Origin of the sequence: Chroococcidiopsis sp. SAG 2025, assembly GCF_032860985.1 — a bacterium.
In the GTDB taxonomy this organism is placed as follows: domain Bacteria; phylum Cyanobacteriota; class Cyanobacteriia; order Cyanobacteriales; family Chroococcidiopsidaceae; genus Chroococcidiopsis.
This window is the reverse complement of record NZ_JAOCNC010000001.1, coordinates 5,020,597-5,037,227: the sequence shown is the minus strand read 5'-3', so window position 1 is coordinate 5,037,227 and position 16,631 is coordinate 5,020,597. Positions and strand designations below refer to the sequence as shown.

At 43.0% G+C, this 16,631-nt stretch carries 16 protein-coding genes, 1 tRNA gene and 1 pseudogene; 10 read left to right on the top strand and 8 right to left on the bottom strand.

The window, feature by feature from the left end; genetic code table 11:
* Positions 1-19 precede the first annotated feature (19 nt).
* Positions 20-598, bottom strand: coding sequence for a DUF1997 domain-containing protein (locus tag N4J56_RS24795; protein ID WP_317108863.1), 579 nt, complete (start codon positions 596-598; stop codon positions 20-22).
* Positions 599-718: 120 nt separating this feature from the next.
* Entirely contained in the window at positions 719-913 is a 195-nt protein-coding gene (locus N4J56_RS24790) for a hypothetical protein (RefSeq protein ID WP_317108862.1), read from the bottom strand.
* On the opposite strand from N4J56_RS24790, the gene pheA reads away from it, so the two are divergent.
* The 5 genes from pheA to N4J56_RS24765 all read left to right on the top strand — a co-directional run bounded on the left by pheA (position 893) and on the right by N4J56_RS24765 (position 5,182).
* Positions 893-1,750 carry a prephenate dehydratase gene (gene pheA, locus N4J56_RS24785; protein WP_317108861.1) on the top strand — a complete coding sequence of 286 codons (858 nt, stop codon included), beginning with the start codon at positions 893-895 and terminating at the stop codon, positions 1,748-1,750. The genes N4J56_RS24790 and pheA overlap by 21 nt on opposite strands.
* Positions 1,751-1,896: 146 nt before the next feature.
* Positions 1,897-2,865 (top strand): protochlorophyllide reductase, encoded by a 969-nt coding sequence (locus tag N4J56_RS24780; protein WP_039713951.1) that lies wholly within the window; start codon positions 1,897-1,899, stop codon positions 2,863-2,865.
* A 156-nt stretch (positions 2,866-3,021) separates the two neighbouring features.
* Positions 3,022-3,309 (top strand): DUF1778 domain-containing protein, encoded by a 288-nt coding sequence (locus tag N4J56_RS24775; RefSeq protein WP_317108860.1) that lies wholly within the window; start codon positions 3,022-3,024, stop codon positions 3,307-3,309.
* On the top strand, positions 3,309-3,827 hold the full coding sequence (locus N4J56_RS24770; protein WP_317108859.1) for a GNAT family N-acetyltransferase: 519 nt from the start codon (positions 3,309-3,311) through the stop codon (positions 3,825-3,827). Before N4J56_RS24775 ends, N4J56_RS24770 begins: the two co-directional genes overlap by 1 nt.
* 596 nt (positions 3,828-4,423) lie before the next feature.
* Positions 4,424-5,182: a dienelactone hydrolase family protein gene (locus N4J56_RS24765; protein WP_317108858.1), complete on the top strand. Its 759-nt coding sequence runs from the start codon at positions 4,424-4,426 to the stop codon at positions 5,180-5,182.
* Positions 5,183-5,286: 104 nt separating this feature from the next.
* Here the strand turns inward: N4J56_RS24765 and N4J56_RS24760 are convergent, their stop codons facing one another.
* The gene (locus N4J56_RS24760; RefSeq protein ID WP_317104593.1) at positions 5,287-6,555 is read right to left on the bottom strand and encodes an IS701 family transposase; all 1,269 of its coding nucleotides are present in this window, start codon (positions 6,553-6,555) and stop codon (positions 5,287-5,289) included.
* A gap of 369 nt (positions 6,556-6,924) precedes the next feature.
* On the opposite strand from N4J56_RS24760, the gene N4J56_RS24755 reads away from it, so the two are divergent.
* The 4 genes from N4J56_RS24755 to N4J56_RS24740 all read left to right on the top strand — a co-directional run bounded on the left by N4J56_RS24755 (position 6,925) and on the right by N4J56_RS24740 (position 9,390).
* Positions 6,925-7,107: a DUF6888 family protein gene (locus N4J56_RS24755; RefSeq protein ID WP_317108857.1), complete on the top strand. Its 183-nt coding sequence runs from the start codon at positions 6,925-6,927 to the stop codon at positions 7,105-7,107.
* Positions 7,104-7,316: a DUF6887 family protein gene (locus tag N4J56_RS24750; RefSeq protein ID WP_317108856.1), complete on the top strand. Its 213-nt coding sequence runs from the start codon at positions 7,104-7,106 to the stop codon at positions 7,314-7,316. Before N4J56_RS24755 ends, N4J56_RS24750 begins: the two co-directional genes overlap by 4 nt.
* 167 nt (positions 7,317-7,483) lie before the next feature.
* Entirely contained in the window at positions 7,484-8,788 is a 1,305-nt protein-coding gene (locus N4J56_RS24745; protein WP_410500586.1) for a GTPase family protein, read from the top strand.
* A 107-nt stretch (positions 8,789-8,895) separates the two neighbouring features.
* Positions 8,896-9,390 (top strand): hypothetical protein, encoded by a 495-nt coding sequence (locus N4J56_RS24740; protein WP_317108854.1) that lies wholly within the window; start codon positions 8,896-8,898, stop codon positions 9,388-9,390.
* Positions 9,391-9,590: 200 nt separating this feature from the next.
* Here the strand turns inward: N4J56_RS24740 and N4J56_RS24735 are convergent, their stop codons facing one another.
* The 5 genes and pseudogenes from N4J56_RS24735 to N4J56_RS24695 all read right to left on the bottom strand — a co-directional run bounded on the left by N4J56_RS24735 (position 9,591) and on the right by N4J56_RS24695 (position 15,877).
* Entirely contained in the window at positions 9,591-10,559 is a 969-nt protein-coding gene (locus tag N4J56_RS24735; protein WP_317108853.1) for an aldo/keto reductase, read from the bottom strand.
* 68 nt (positions 10,560-10,627) lie between these two features.
* Complete coding sequence (gene gltX / locus N4J56_RS24730; protein ID WP_317108852.1) at positions 10,628-12,070, bottom strand: glutamate--tRNA ligase; 1,443 nt, start codon at positions 12,068-12,070, stop codon at positions 10,628-10,630.
* A 71-nt stretch (positions 12,071-12,141) separates the two neighbouring features.
* Positions 12,142-12,215 (bottom strand) — tRNA-Asp (locus N4J56_RS24725).
* Between the two features lie 282 nt (positions 12,216-12,497).
* Positions 12,498-15,500: pseudogene (locus tag N4J56_RS41280) on the bottom strand (type ISP restriction/modification enzyme).
* A gap of 248 nt (positions 15,501-15,748) precedes the next feature.
* Complete coding sequence (locus N4J56_RS24695) at positions 15,749-15,877, bottom strand: hypothetical protein (protein ID WP_317108848.1); 129 nt, start codon at positions 15,875-15,877, stop codon at positions 15,749-15,751.
* Between the two features lie 219 nt (positions 15,878-16,096).
* On the opposite strand from N4J56_RS24695, the gene apcD reads away from it, so the two are divergent.
* On the top strand, positions 16,097-16,573 hold the full coding sequence (gene apcD, locus N4J56_RS24690; RefSeq protein ID WP_192159074.1) for an allophycocyanin subunit alpha-B: 477 nt from the start codon (positions 16,097-16,099) through the stop codon (positions 16,571-16,573).
* Positions 16,574-16,631: the final 58 nt, after the last annotated feature.

Sequence of the window (16,631 nt, the reverse complement as noted above, 5' to 3'; positions counted from 1 at the left end):
CAGTGGCTGGTTGACTACCTCAAGCCTCGCTTACTGGTAACTGGTAACTGGTAACTGGTAACTGATTTTGATTGTCATTCACCCAACTGCGATAGTCGGTCAAAAGTTGATGTAGCAAGCGTTGCTTAATCGTCACTAACACGCTTTTGAGTAAGCCATTGCCAGTAGCTTCAACAATTGGTTGGGGTGTCATATTCAAAGGAAAAGGCAATTCAACCTTTACCTCTAGATCCGCTTTACCTTTCAGTAAAGTAATGTTCTGGTGTTGATATGGAGCCAAATGACCTTGAAGATTCAACTCAAACCGTTGGTTAATATAGTCGAGTCCTAAAATTTCACAAGCAACCGATCGCAAATTCACCGTACCGTTCGGTTCTGTCCACACTTTCAAGTCTGCGGTTGGTTGAATGTTCAGGGTCATAAATGAGAGCGGACGGATCTTCAACCGAAAGCTTTCACAATCTAACTGCTCGATCCGGCTGGGGTCTACCAGAGCTTTTACCAAACGTTGGGGTTGACGCAGGTAGTGTTGGATCGGTACGGGTTGTTCTGGGACAACAATTTCAACAGACTGAGAGGCGGTGAACCGAGTATACATGGGTTGCAATGTTGCCTATAGAGAGAATTTATAGTTTTTTTAAGCCCATGAGTTCATCCTACTGGAATTCAGTCCAAAAGATGAATGAATCATGAAGGTAATCTTTACACTTGTTAATGATTATAAAGTACTATGAAGTTCTTTGCTCAAATCAGTGGCTAGTAGCTGGTGACTAGTGGCTAGAATTGCTCCCTTGTCTCCCTTGTCCCCCTTGTCTTTCCTCTGCTCCCTGCTCCCTGCTTCCTGCTCCCTGCTATATTGAGTTATGACTTTTAGCGGCGCTAGCAGGCGAACATGACCGTATCGATTGCCCATTTGGGACCTAGTGGCACTTATTCCGAACAAGCTGCGATCGCCTATCGCGAACGATTGCAACAGGAAGGACAAGAGACAGCCTTGCATCCCTACCCCAGCATTCCTCAAACTCTCAAGGCTGTGGCGCAAGGAGAAGCACAGATTGCTGTCGTACCAGTCGAGAATTCGATTGAGGGCAGTGTTGCCGTCACTTTAGATATGATGTGGCTGTTGGATAGTCTACAAATTCAACTAGCTTTAGTCTTGCCAATTGCCCATGTTTTGCTTTCCCACGCTCAAAGTCTGGATACGCTGCAAGTCGTCTATTCTCATCCTCAAGCACTGGCACAGTGTCAGTTGTGGTTTACACAATTTTTGCCAGATGTCAAGTTGATTCCGACAAATTCTACAACTGAGGCATTACAGCACTTAGAACGGGAGAAAACTGCGGGGGCAATATCTTCTCTACGGGCAGCAAAACTTTATAATTTACCCGTGTTAGCTAGTGGGATCTCTGACTATCCCGATAATTGCACGCGGTTTTGGGTACTCAGTCGTCAGTCCTCGACCGTAGGCAGTCACACATCTCTAGCTTTTAGTTTACCTGCCAACGTTCCTGGTGCATTGGTAAAACCGCTTCAGGTATTTGCCCAAAGAAATATCAATCTCAGCCGGATTGAGTCTCGTCCGACTAAGCGATCGCTAGGAGAATATCTCTATTTTATTGACTTAGAAGGTGACTCTCATAACAGTGCTGTGGAGTCAGCTTTAACAGAATTAGTCGCACATACAGAAATCTTAAAGAATTTTGGCAGCTACAAAGTCGTGCTGCTCAACCAAGACAACTACGCAGGATGAATAGAGAATAGCAATTTTTCACAAGTATGGCGATCGCGTTCATACATGTGGCGATCGCATTGCAATACTTAGAAACATTAGCACTAGCGATCCACTGATATGAGATCCTAAAAAATAGAAAACGCGATTAATAATGATTTAAGAAAATGGCACAACAGCAATCGACCGTTGTTATTACAGGAACTTCTTCGGGCGTTGGTTTGTATGCAGCAAAAGCCTTCGCTCAACGAGGTTGGTATGTCGTTATGGGATGTCGGGATATACCCAAAACAAAAGCTGCCGCTCAGAGTGTCAGCATACCGGAAGATAGCTACACGGTCATCCATCTAGACTTAGCTAGCTTAGAGAGCGTGCGACAGTTTGTCAAAGACTTTCGGGCAACAGGCAGACACTTAGATGCTCTGGTGTGCAATGCAGCAATCTATATGCCTTTACTCAAGGAGCCATTACGCAGCCCAGAAGGATATGAGTTAAACGTTGCCACCAATCACCTCGGTCATTTTCTCCTATGCAACCTCATGTTAGAGGATTTGAAGAATTCGCCAGCTGCGGATAAAAGGCTCGTCATTTTGGGAACCGTAACCCACAATCCAGACGAACTGGGTGGGAAGATTCCACCGCGTCCAGATTTAGGGAATTTAGATGGTTTTGCAGCTGGATTTAAAGCCCCAATTTCGATGATTGACGGTAAGAAATTTGAACCCGTCAAAGCTTACAAAGATAGTAAAGTGTGTAACGTATTGACGATGCGAGAACTACACCGTCGCTATCACGACTCCACAGGAATTACTTTTACGTCTCTTTATCCTGGTTGCGTTGCCGATACACCGCTATTCCGCAACCACTATCCACTGTTTCAAAAACTTTTTCCATTGTTCCAAAAACATATCACGGGGGGATATGTATCTCAGGAGTTGGCTGGCGAACGGGTAGCTGCTGTAGTTATCGATCCTGAGTACAAGCAATCTGGTGCTTATTGGAGTTGGGGAAATCGTCAGAAGAAAGAGGGAAAGTCTTTCGTACAAAAAGTTTCGCCTCAAGCCCGCGACGATGAAAAAGCTCAGAAAATGTGGGATTTAAGCGAGAAGTTAGTGGGAATAGGGGTTCCGGTGTAGGCTATAGCTTTCTAAAATTGAGCTAAATTTTAAATGCGATCGCCTGTTTTTTTAGGAATGGGCGATCGCTGTTTTGCTTAGTATACGGCATTTTGCCGGATATAATAAAAGCATCAGTTTAGTCATAGTGCGATCGCGCCATGAAAAATTAAAAATATGACTAGTGCAAATAATTCCAGCTCGTATGCTCGACTTGAAGCTCGTGTCAGCCCAGAGGTAAAAGCCTTATGGCAGAAGGCAGCCGACATAGAAGGAGTGACATTGACTGATTTTGTCATTGCTAGCGTTCAACAAGCAGCATATCAGGCGATCGCCCAACATCAAATGCTCAAACTTAATCTTGAAGATAGCGAAGCTTTTGTCGATGCAATTTTGAATCCGCCATCGCCAAATGAAGCTCTGAAAAAAGCGGCTTTACGCTTCAAGCAAACCATGCAATCTTAATGGGATTTATTATTGAACCACTCGACAGCAATAAACATAATCGTTCGGCTTTTTGTTGTGGCAAAAATAGCTTAGACAACTACATTCGCAAGCAAGCATCTCAAGATCTTAGCAAAAGAGTCGCTACTATATTTGTTTTAGTTGATTTTCCTCAAACTGATATTATTGGCTATTACACTCTTTCCTCATACACGGTTGAATTATCCGAGTTAGATAATAGCTTTGCCAAACGATTGCCGCGCTATCCATTATTACCTGCTACACTACTAGGTAGACTTGGGATCGATCGCGATTATCGCGGTCAGCATTTAGGCGAGTTACTTTTAATTGATACGCTTAAAAGAGCATTAAATGCAACCTCACAAGTAGCCTCGCTTGCTGTAGTGGCGGAAGCTTTAGACGAACAGTCTGTCACTTTTTATCAGAAGTATGGATTCCAGGTATTTCAGCAGCATTCAATGAAACTTTATCTACCAATGAAAATAGTAGAAGAGCTTTGTCAAATGCTAAATGATTGAGGCGCTCGCTTTACCCAATATTTTGATTCAGTCTAATCCAGTAAATATAAGTTTTTTTGTTTGGTAAGAATAGTGCTTAAGACGGATCGCGTCTTGTACTTGTTCGAGCAGCTTTTTCGGACGCTCTTCCATAGGATGTTATACAGAAAAATTCCGTTTAAGACTCGCGCTCGGGATGTTATACGGAAAAATTCTGTGTAACACCAAGGGATATACGGAAAAATTCCAGATAATCCTCTCGTGAAGGGTAGTTATACGGAAGAATTCGGTATAATCCTCGAATAGGGATGTAAAAAAGAAATTTTCCATATATTCAGACAAAAATTAGCTGTAATGCTCGATAAATTAGGATTGAGAAAAAGATTATACGGAAAGTTTTTGTATATTAAATAGTTATGGGGCTTAATCATCTACAATTCTTGGGTGTCTTCTAAACTCCATCTCGAAATGCAAATTGAACAATACACTCCTCAGCATCTTGATGCTATTGTTCGTCTTTCGCTTCGGGCATGGACTCCAGTTTTTGAATCGATTCAGAATGCGATGGATGCCGACGTGTACCAAGTGTGGATTCCGCGAGCAACGAGAGGTAAGATATGCACGAAATCACAACTTCCCAAGTCTTCTACGACGCAGACGGCCTGAACATGGTCGCTCATCTAGCACGGCCGCACGGCGAGGGTCCTTGGCCCGCAGTTCTCATTGGACACGACGGCGTTGGTCTTGACGACTACCAGCGGGGCCGCGCTGATGATCTCGCCGCGCACGGCTATGTTGCACTCGCGATGGACTTTCACGGCGGACAGACCTTCTTTGGCAGGCCCGACGCTATGTTGGCTCGGGTCATGCCCTTGTTGGCCGACGCTGGACGGATGCGGGCTATTGGTCGCGTAGCGCTGGACGTTCTCCTCGCGACACCTGATGTTGACGCCAACCGGCTCTTGGCTCTCGGCTATGGTGCTGGCGGCCATATCGTCCTTGAGCTTGCGAAAACAGGCGCACCCTTCAATGCCGTCGCGGTCGTTCATCCCGGACTGCCGGAACCTGATGCCCATGACTGGCGCGATATAAACAGCACTATCCTCCTCTGTACTGGCTCCGAGGACCCGCTCTGCACTCCCGACCAACTTCTCGCATTTGGTCACGCATTACAGGATGCCGGGGTTGACTGGCGCGTAAACATCTATGGCGGTGCCCAGCACGCCTTTTGGGCTCGCCCGACAAATTCGGATGGATCGCCGGCCGAAGGGCTCACGCATGTTCAAGCGACCGTGCCAGGTGTCGGCTATCACCCAAAACACACTGAGCGCGCATGGCGAGCGGTTCTTGATCTTTTCGGAGAGGAATCGAAATGAGCAACGTGCATGAAGTCCGGGTGCGGGAAGAAGATTTGCGAAGCGCCATGTTAGCCGGGGACGCGTCGGCCCCGTCGGACCTCATAGTGGGACTTTAAAACTTTCTAAGCCCAAATATAGCCGAACTTAGCTCTGTGAGAGGCAAATACATCAACATGCTCATTAAGCCAGCGGACCAAACGAAACTCGACTGCGGTGCGGAATGCCTCCAATGCTTCGGCAAAGGTTTGTAAGGGTTTGGTTGCCCAACGTCTGCGGAATCCGCCGGTCAACTGATGCCAAAGGATGAAGGTGTAAGCGATGAACACTAAAACCCAATGACGCTTCATACTCAGAGCATCCCGAACTTGATACTCACTCAAACCCAACCAGCCCTTGGCTTCTCGATAGAAGACCTCCACCCAGTTGCGAGCAGAATATGTTTGAGCTACCCAAGCCGCACTGACTTGGTTGTCAGAGGCATTGGTGAGAAAGTAATCCACCTCCGTCGCTTGCTCGAAACTAGAGGCATTGAGTTGAATCGCCAGCCAGCGAGTGCCTTCGAGCTTCGGAACGTGAACTGGTAACAGCGCCACCCAAACTGTCCGGGGCTGCTCCAGATTGAGTTGCACAGGTGTGAACTGCTCCACTGCCAAGGTTTGAGCAATAGCTTCTAATCCCTGCTTACGAGCAGACTCATCACCTGATGTTTGAGCAGTAACTTGGCGGTTTTTGGCGATTGCTGCCACGTAAGTTAGGTTTCTCGACTCCAACTGCTTGAGAAAAGGCGTGTTATTACCGTAGCCTGCATCAATTACAGTCACACCCGGTCGATAACCGCGCTTCAAGCATTGGTCAACCAAGTCTAGAGCCAGGTCAGGTTTTTTCTGGAAGTTGGGGTCTGCCTTGCCTTGCTCGAATAAACTTGCGTGTTGATAGAGTGCAACATCTAACGGCAGACGTCGCACTCCATCATACAAGTAGGTAGTCAGCAGCACAATACCATTGTCAGTCTTGCCAATCTCCCCAATGTACTGCCGTCCTACCCCATCAGTAGCCGCACCACTTTTGCGATGTCCCGAATCATCTACAATCAATGTGAAACCTTGACTCGGGGTCGTCTGGCGACACTGGTGCATCACCTCCAACCGCCGATTATTTAGCTTGACTTCATCCCAAGGGGCATTGTTGAGAAAATGTCTGAGGCTGTTGTAGGAGCCATCTACTGTATTTGTGACCAGTTGGCTCAGGTTTTTGCGCTGACTCTCACCCAGCAGTCCCCCTAGATAAACACGAAATTCCTGCCGCTGCTTCTGACGCGAAAATACATCATCAAACCGACGACACCAGTTCTCAAAGCACTGCGGCATCGCTGCTGGTACTTGATCTTTCACCTTACGTTGCTCCTGTCGAGACTGACGTAAAACGCAACTCCTACCCGCATTCTAGCTCAATTTGCTCCAACTTTCTTACAAAGTCCCACTAGTAGAAACACCGCATAACAATCGCAATGCACCGGAACGTTTCAATATGGTTGGTTAAGTTGCAAAGTTTGTCTGCGTCCGGTGATTGCGAACGTTAAATTACTGAATTATCGATGAGAAAATGACGAAAGATTATCTATGAAATGCGATCGCGCCCCAATTTTAATTCTTCAAACAGAATGCGATCGCACTTCTTATGAATAAGACAAATGCAGTTGAGCGATCGCGCTTCACTAACTTCTGATACGCTACACTTGATGTATCCTCAGGAGTGGTAACTTGCCAACGCAGAAACAGTTAGAAACTACAGTATTCCTTTGTCAGTTGCTTTCTAATTTCTACCAGCCAATTCAAGTTTTTCGTTACGACCAAAAGTTAAAAACGCTTTACATCCAGGCTGGAAGGACTGATGAAATTGCGTTGATAATAAAAGAGGATGGAAATTGGAATTTTGTGCCATGATGTCAGACCTACACCAAATGACAAATGCTGAATTGAAACAATATATCTCTGTACACAGAAATGACGATGAAGCATTTCGAGCTGCATTGGAAGTACTGATGAGTCGTCGCGATCCAAATGCTCCCTCTCAGCCTTATCCCTTTGACCTGCCCGATCCTGAAGCTGAAGTCACGGCTATTTTAATGGAGAAATTGAAACAGGCTGAGTAGAACAGTAGTATAGCGTGATCGCCCCTCTTCGTAAAAACAAGCGATCGCGCCATGCAATACAAGTTGCGTCGCTTACTGTAGCGATCGAAGATAAATATTTAGGTAGTGCGATCGCACCTCATGGCTCGATAGGATGTTATTGGAACCTATCGCCTGTTTTGATGTCAATGACCGAGCAACGCGATCGCGAATTGCCCTCGTCCGATCGAAGCCCAAATGAGACAGTTAAAGAGTCTCAGGGTGAGGGAATTGGTGCTGTCTGGAACCAAACAACAGCAAAGATAATGCAACTTCTGCCTGTAGATCGAGCAGCACAAACGATAGTCAACTGGTTCAGCGTCAGCGATGAACGAGTAGCGGAGATTTTAGCGACGGTACGCGCTGAATTACCCACGACAGAAGCTTTACTCATTGGCAAACCCCAGGCGGGAAAAAGTTCGATCGTGCGCGGCTTAACCGGAGTTTCAGCCGAAATCGTCGGACAAGGATTTCGCCCTCATACGCAACATACCCAACGCTATGCCTATCCGACTAACGATCTGCCGCTACTAATCTTTACTGATACAGTGGGATTGGGAGATGTAAATCGAGAGACGCAAGCGATCGCCCAAGAACTGATTGGCGATCTGCAACAAGCTAGCCATTGCGCTAGAGTCCTGATTCTCACGGTAAAAATTAACGATTTTGCTACCGATAGCTTAAAACAAATTGCACAAACATTGCGCCAGAAATATCCAGATATACCCTGCTTGCTAGCTGTCAGTTGCTTGCATGAAGTTTATCCTACAGGGACAGCCGATCACCCAAACTATCCACCTCAATTTGATGTCGTGACTCGCGCCTTTAGCGCCATTCAACAGAACTTTAGCGGCTTGTACGATCGCGCCGTGCTTATCGACTTTACCTTAGAAGAAGATGGCTATAACCCAGTATTCTACGGTTTGGAGGCATTGAGAGATACGTTAGCCGATTTGCTCCCAGAAGCCGAAGCTAAGGCAATTTATCAGTTATTGGATGAAAAAACAGGTCAGCAACTTGGCAACCTCTATCGGGACGTAGGACGGCGCTACATGCTTGCCTTTGCGATCGCCGCCGCTACCTTAGCAGCCGTACCTTTACCCTTTGCTACCATGCCCGTTCTCACAGCCGTACAGGTATCGATGGTCAGCCTCTTAGGAAAATTATACGGACAGACATTAACTCCGTCGCAAGCAGGGGGCGTAGTCAGCGCGATCGCAGGGGGTTTCTTGGCACAGGCAATCGGGCGAGAATTGATTAAATTCATTCCTGGGTTTGGTAGCGTCATCGCTGCTTCCTGGGCTGCTGCATATACATGGGCGCTAGGAGAGGGGGCTTGTGTCTACTTTGGTGACTTGATGGGAGGCAAAAAGCCCGATCCGCAGCAAATTCAAGCCGTGATGCGATCGGCGTTTCAATCAGCACAGGAACGATTTAAAGGAATTAAACGTTAAGAAACCAAAAATATTGCTAATTCTTCAGTAGAGCGGATGTTTGATGTACCGGTTCGGTGCAGCATAGATAGTATTATGCAATGCAGTAGTCTTTGAGGCAGAAGAGGATGGTATCTACTTTAAATGAAGCCCTAGAATTTATCGCAAATTACGTGCCACCGAAATCTCCCGATGGTCGTGTTGCTTATCCAATATTGGAAGACGGTCTGAGTTACGCAGAAATTAAGCAAAAGTTGAAAGATTTACCCTTTGACTTACCCACAGAAGTTTACGAATTATATCAATGGAGTGATGGCGGCTTTTTAGGCAACTTACCATATCCAAATCGAAGCGATCGCAGCGAATACGCTAAAATCGACAAATTTATCTCTTTAGGGAGAGCTGTATCTCTGGCGAAAGAGTGGGGAAACGGTGCTTTTCCTCTATTTGAATACGAAGATGGAAATATTTGTTTTACCGTTGGCTCTCAAGTCAAGCAAAGAATTGCCCCTATCTTTTGTCGCCATAAATCTTCAGTTGCAGAGCAACCGAAATACGATAGCTTGACGACTATGATGGTGAAGCTGGTAGAAGGAATCCAATCAGAAACGAGTCGGAGATAAGCAAACTAATTTACTCTCTATCAATTGGAGTTTGAGCAGGTTTTACATTATTGCAAAACTCCTATTAAGTTTTATCTTTAACTTAAAAAATCTACTGTAATATGAATTGCAACGCAGATAAAGATAGGTTTTTACGAAAAATCTCCACTTAGCGATCTTCTTTGCGTCTTTGCGTCTTTGCGTGACATCAAACTGTATCTTCACTTAGTTTGAAAAATATTTTGTACCATTTTCTTATCCGTACTTGCCGCAGCGCGATCGAGTGCGATAACTTCACTAGCATCCAATCGCCAACCCAAAGCACCAATATTCTCCTTTGCTTGTGCTACAGTTTTCGCTCCAGGAATTGGAATAGTTCCTTTACACATACACCAATTAATTGCAACTTGAGACATAGTTTTACTTCTCAAATTTGCGATCGCTTGCAAGCATTCTAACAAAGGACGAATTCCTGGTAATAGTTGCCGAAATAATAAACCGCGAATTCCTTTGGGAAATGAACTTTTCTCAGTATACTTTCCAGTCAAGATTCCCAAAGCTAATGGACTATAGGCAATTAATTTGATTCCCAATTCATCGCATACATCTTTAATACCTAATTGGGTGACAGGATAGGTAGATAGCAACGAATACTGAACTTGTAGCGTAGCGATCGGAACACCGCGATCGCGCAACTTTTTATAGACTTGTTTCAGCCGTTGAGAACCATAATTTGATAAACCGACTCCCTTAACTAACCCTTGTTCGTATAAGTCGGCAAGACCATCCAACAGCACCCACTCTTGCCAAGGGGCATAATTAGCTGTAGACCAATGCATTTGCACCAAATCGACATTCCTACCCAAACGTTGCGCTGAAGCTTTACCAGCCTTAACCATCGATTGGCGGGTCAATCTCCAGGGATAAGCAGCTAGTTTAGTGGCAATACAAATATTTTCTTTCCCACTTCCTTGATATTCTCTAGCAAATTGTCCCAACAGCATTTCGCTGCGTCCATTCAAGCGCCCAGTACCGTATGAATCACCCGTATCGAATAAAGTTACGCCGTTGCTAACACAGAGATCGAAAACCGCTTGCAACTGGTCGTCCATGCTTTCATCGTAGCCCCAGAGCAAGCGATTGCCCCATGCCCACGTACCGCAGCCCATTTCTGGAAGGTAAAGGCTCATATTTTTCTACCCTTGTTCTAGACTTTAGATCCCCCTTTACACCCTCTTAACTGGTCACTGGTCACTGGTCACTGTAAAGCGATCACTTCTTGCAACCGTTTTTTATCCAAATCTTTCTGGTGCAAAATTAACCACGATTCAACGAGATCGGGACCGTGTAAGTCACCAGTGAGGGCAGCACGGAGCGATCGCATCACCAAGCCTTTTTTGACGTTTTGCTCTTTCATCACCTGCTTAACGATCTCCTGGGTGCGCTCTGCGGTTAATTCAGCCGTGCCATCCAGAGCGGCGATTATGCTTTGAACCACATTATCAGCCCCCGCTTGCTTGAGTTGTTCGGTTGCTTCCTGACTGAACTCCACCGACTTAACGAAGAACAACCGACACATATCTACAGCATCCGGTAGCCGCGTCAAACTCGCACCCACAAGGGCTGTAATTTTTTCCAACCAAGGGCGTTCTCCCACCGGATCGAATTCGTATCCTGCTTCTTGCCAGTAGGGTATCAGCAGATCGGTTAACTTATCTACGGGCATACTATGCAGGTACTGACTGTTAATCCAATCTAGTTTTGCCCAGTCAAATTTTGCCCCAGCCTTATTCACTCGCTCAAAACTAAATAACTTAGCCGCTTCCTCTAGAGTAAAGATTTCTTGGGTAGAATCTGGTGGCGACCAGCCTAATAATGTCATGTAATTGACGATCGCCTCTGCCACAAAACCCATTTTTTTAAAGTCAGAAATGGATGTCACCCCATCTCGCTTAGAAAGTTTCTGCCCTGTCATATTCAAAATTAAGGGCGTATGGGCGAATTCTGGTATGGCTGCGCCGAAAGCTTCGTAAAGTAGAATTTGCTTGGCTGTATTGGCGATGTGATCTTCACCGCGAATTACATGGGTAATGTTCATATCCATGTCATCCACGACAACAGCAAAATTATACAAGGGCTGACCGATGCTACCATCTTCAGCGCGACGGGCAATCACCATATCGCCGCCCAAGTCACTACCGCGCCAGCGCATTTCTCCTCGCACCAAATCGTGCCAGACAATTTCGCGATCGTCGTCAATTTTAAACCGAATTACGGGACGACGACCTTCAGCCATAAAAGCTGCTTCTTGTTCTGGGGTTAAATTTCGATGGCGGTTATCGTAGCGGGGTGCTTCGTTTCTAGCTTTTTGCGCTGCCCGCATTTCTTCCAATTCTGCCTCGGTGGTATAGCAGCGATACGCCAAACCTTTGTCAAGTAAGTCTTGTACTCGTTGCTTGTAGATATCTAGACGATCTGACTGAAATATGGGACCTTCATCCCAGTGCATACCGAGCCAGTTTAAACCGTCGAGAATATTTTGAGTATATTCAGGGCGCGATCGCTCCGTATCTGTGTCCTCAACCCGTAAAATAAACTGTCCCCCATGATGGCGGGCAAACAGCCAATTAAATACTGCGGTTCTTGCTGTACCGATGTGTAAGTTACCAGTAGGACTGGGAGCAATACGAACGCGAATCATAGATCCAGGTGATTTAGGTTAAACCAATGTAGAGGCGTTACATTGAACGTCTCTACATCAATACATTTTAACGGGACTGACGGGGCTCGAACCCGCAACTTCCGCCGTGACAGGGCGGTGCTCTAACCAATTGAACTACAGTCCCTTAGTCGGACGATTTATCATCATGCCACGTCTATTCTAACTTGTCAAGCACTGTAGTGAATTTTTTTTAGAGGGAGCGATTGCTTGCGGTAACTTAACTGAAGATCTTGCACTGATTGCAACGTCCGCCTGTGAATCAATTCACAGTCTCATAGCCTAAGTCGGATAAATCCGGCTGCAAGATCGATCGTTTTTAGTCTACTGAAGTAGACTTTTGCTATTAGCCTTGAACTTAAGTTCAAGGTGAGTCGGGACAGCAATTGATAATGCTGCAAGATCTGAGTTAACCATTCATTTGCTGAATAATCTTCATTGTCTCGACGCTTACCGTGCAAACTCTTTGCAGTAAATCGATGACTTGGGCTTTATAATCTGCAAAGCGATAGGTATTGAATTTTTCAGCAATAGTTGGATCTTTAGGTTTCTTTTCTTTGTATTAATCCAAAATCCATTCTAGGGCGGAACGGTTGCCTAAAAGATATTCCCAAGCAATTTTTGGTACGCCTTCTAGGGTAGTATTTTCATCTAGAATGAGACTTCCTTTGATTTTATCTACTTTTAATTTTGATTTGAGTGTACGTGTGTTATCTCCGCAGGGGATATCGATTTGTTTTAGAGGATAAAGTTCGACGGTTTCATAATTGATATGTAAATCCATCAGATGTTTACCCCAGTTTACCCATTGATGAAAGTCTTCGTAGAAAGGTAAGCGCGGAAATTCTCGTTTCAGGTTGAGTTCATATTTTCTCCGATATTCGGGATTGTGTAAGATGGCGTAGGTGTAGTAAAAGATATCGAGTTTGGTGATTGTAGAGTCGTTGTAATGGATTTGAAATTGTTCTAATCCCCAATCGGTAATGTTGTCGATGCAGTTTCCTTCTTTGTCGTAGCGGTAGAGAGGAATACATTGAGAATCACCTGTTAGATGTAAATCAATTATTGTATTGCTAGCTAAGCAGTGGAATAATTTTACATTTCCAATTGCTGAAAAAGCTATATATTTATTGACAAGATCTTGATTAGTGAAAATATCAAACCACTGATACGTTCTTCCATTAAAATGTTTATCAAAGTAAAAATATTGCTTATAAAAGGTCTATAAAGACTTAATTCAATCTTATCTTCCTCAAACTTTTTTGAATTCTTCTTTTAAAGTAGGCTCTTAAATCCTCATCTCATTTTATTTCTTGCGAAAAATTACTTTGATTGTGATTGTTAAATTCATTTTGATAAATTTCTGTAAAGAAATTCATTTTTGCAACTAAGCTTTTTTGATAAATCATATACCCATTCATCACGCTGAGTTGCAATTCCTCTTGAAAAGACTTGAAACACTGCTTGCTGTGCTTTTCCAGCTTTTACATCTTTATCAATTAAAGGTATTAAATTCTCAAAATCATTCTCGACCTGGTTAATCCAGTTATATTTTTGTCTGGTATAATATGCTCAAAATCAAAATTCTGAAATTTATTAACAGTAAGATAATTTATTTTGTTTTCTCTTATTTCATGTTCGTGAAAGGGATTAGAGTAAAATATCTTACATCCTTTTGCTTTGGCATCTTTGACAAGAAAACCTATAGTGATACCTGTCATAGCACTTGTACCGAAGATAGTGTGTTTTCAGAAATAAATATTCCATTTTTCCTGAAATTGCTCTAACATTACCTCCCAAGTCAATAAAATAAGCAAAGAAAACTCATTTTGAATACACTTTCTCAAACCATCGAAGGCGCGAGCATCTAAAAATGAAGAATTCGTAATAAGGCATATAATTCCATCTTTAATTCTATCTGTTGCCCAACGCAAGAACCGAGTATACATATCATATACAACAATTCTATTTTGAGCTTTGCTTTCTCTAATATATGTATCTTTAATTCGTTTATCTATCGCTGTGTATGTACGATTGGCATTATTCTGATTAAAATTTTCTTGTTTAGCATTGTAAGGAGGATTACCGATAATTACAGAAATAGTTTTATCATTTGACGCTTAATCCTTTCTGTATTTTCAACAGATAGCGCAAACATATCTAACTGCTTCTCATGAAAACTGGTATGTTCAAGCGTATCGACAAAACAGATATTATCGAACTCTTGATACTCACCCATTTTTGTTTATAGGTAAACTCAATATTCAAATTTGCAATGTAATACGGCAGAATCGCCAACTCATTGCAGTGAATCTCATTCTTATATTTGTATTCAAGTTTATTCTTAGGTAAATATTCAATCAACTCAGTAATGAAAGTACCCGTACCAGTAGCAGGATCGAGAATTTCAACATCTTTATCAGCTAAAATCTTACCAAAATGTTTATGAGTTAAATAATCTACACTTTCAATCATGAATCAAACGATTTCATTCGGCGTGTAGACAATTCCCAATCTGTCAGCAGCTTTAGGATTATATGCTTTGTAAAAATTCTCGTAAACAGCTTTTAAAACTTCTGCTTCTCATGATGGTTGTAAATATTTGCCGCAGTTCTTCTAATCACTCCATAATAACGCTCAATCGTACCGAGCAAGTTTTTCTTCGTACCACCTGTAAAAAGGTATCGGTAACTCGCTGTAATTCCCGTGCAATATTATTTTCTCTATGAAACTGCGATTCATTAAATATATTAATAAAAATATCTTCAGTCAAAATATGCTGAATCATCATTTCCCGCACATCTAACAACGTGACTTCAGGATTGATTGATTTTTGCAAATCTCCCAAAATTGTTTCTACACTCTCTAAATGTTGCATTACTTTCATTTTGCCGTTCAATTGTATCGCGTAGTGCATCTAGAATCTTTGGTAAATCTTGTTTAAAAGCTCCAATTGCAGTACGAAAATCTTTGACTTCGGGACGAACGTAGTTAATAAATGCTGTAATGATCTTGTCTAATGCTTCCCCATCTTGCATGGGAACGCGCAAGATTTCATTACCACTCTGAATTAAAACTGCTGTTTGGGAATCTTCAAACAAAATATTGCTATCTGGATATCCTTTTTGAGCTTTTTATCAATTTCTTCGTTGAGATTGTCGAATTGATCTTTACTTTCCCAGTAACCCCAATCCAAACGCAAAGCATCTTTTACCGTTCCATCAGGACGTATGGCTTTACCCGTTCTAGTTTTATAATCTAATTCGGGAATCAGTTGAAATTCTCTTGGCTTACAGTATTCATTTAGCAAGTTTTGAAAAGCAAAGCGAATTGAAGTCTCTTTGCGCGAACCACCGTATTGAATTACTTTTTCTACTTCAGCATGATATTGACTAATTAATAGCCTGGACATACAATTCAAAACTTTATGAATTTTTCATGTCCAAGCTAGCCTGATGAAGATGAGGTAAGCTTCAGAAGGTTCGCCGATTTTTGTTATGGAGGTGGACAATAAATATTGATGCAATAGTTCAATATTTCAGTAATAATGCGCTTGAAAATTTGATGGCATTAGATAAAAATTTGAATTGAAATCAACTCAGTAATTTTAACTACGCAAAAATTTAGGATGCATGGCTATACACCCTATACGTTGATGCACTATGTTGCTGTAATATTCGGGCGATCGCTATCTACAAACCGTACTGTATCGATATAAAATCGTAGGATTGCGATCGCGCATTTTACTAATGACTTAGCAATAGAGCTTGTCAGGGTTTCATAACCCAAACTCTATTGTTATATGAGAGTTAAGTCAATCAATATTGAGACCCAAGTTTAAAATTTTACTATAGAAATTAATCTATATTCAAGCAAGAAATATCTTATTTGTTAAGTTATAAAATTGTTTATTAAGTTGTGAGAAATGCTGATGACTTTTGCAACAATAAAGTCAACAATTGTTTTAGAGAAAACTGGTTTCGTCCTATCTTACCGGAGGATAAAATAATGAGCCTTGTTGCCCAAGTTATAGCTCAGTCTGATGAAGCCGATCGCTTTCTTAGCCGCACGGAATTAGATAAACTACAAGATTTTTTTAAAACTGGAGAGACGCGACTTAAAGTAGCGCAAATCCTATCGCAAAACGAACAAAAAATTGTCCAAGAGGGTAGCCAAAGATTTTGGAAGGTGATACCAAATACTCCCAGCAACAGCGGCGATCCGAAAAAAACAGCCTTATGCCAAAGAGATCAAGCTTGGTATCTCCGACTTATTACATATGCCGTATTAGCTGGCAACATGAAACCCTTAGATGATATCGGCATAAATGGAATGCGGGAAATGTATGTATCCCTGGGTGTTCCTGTCAGTAACATTGGCAGTTGTATGCGCTCTTTAAAAGAGGTTGCTACAGGTTTAATGAGTCGCGAAGAAGCCGACCTTGTCAAACCTTATTTCGATTATTTAATCCGAGCCATGTATTAAGTTTTGGTGAGGCAATCGGAGTTTCCCTTTGTTAAGGGTTAAACAACTCAAAGCATCA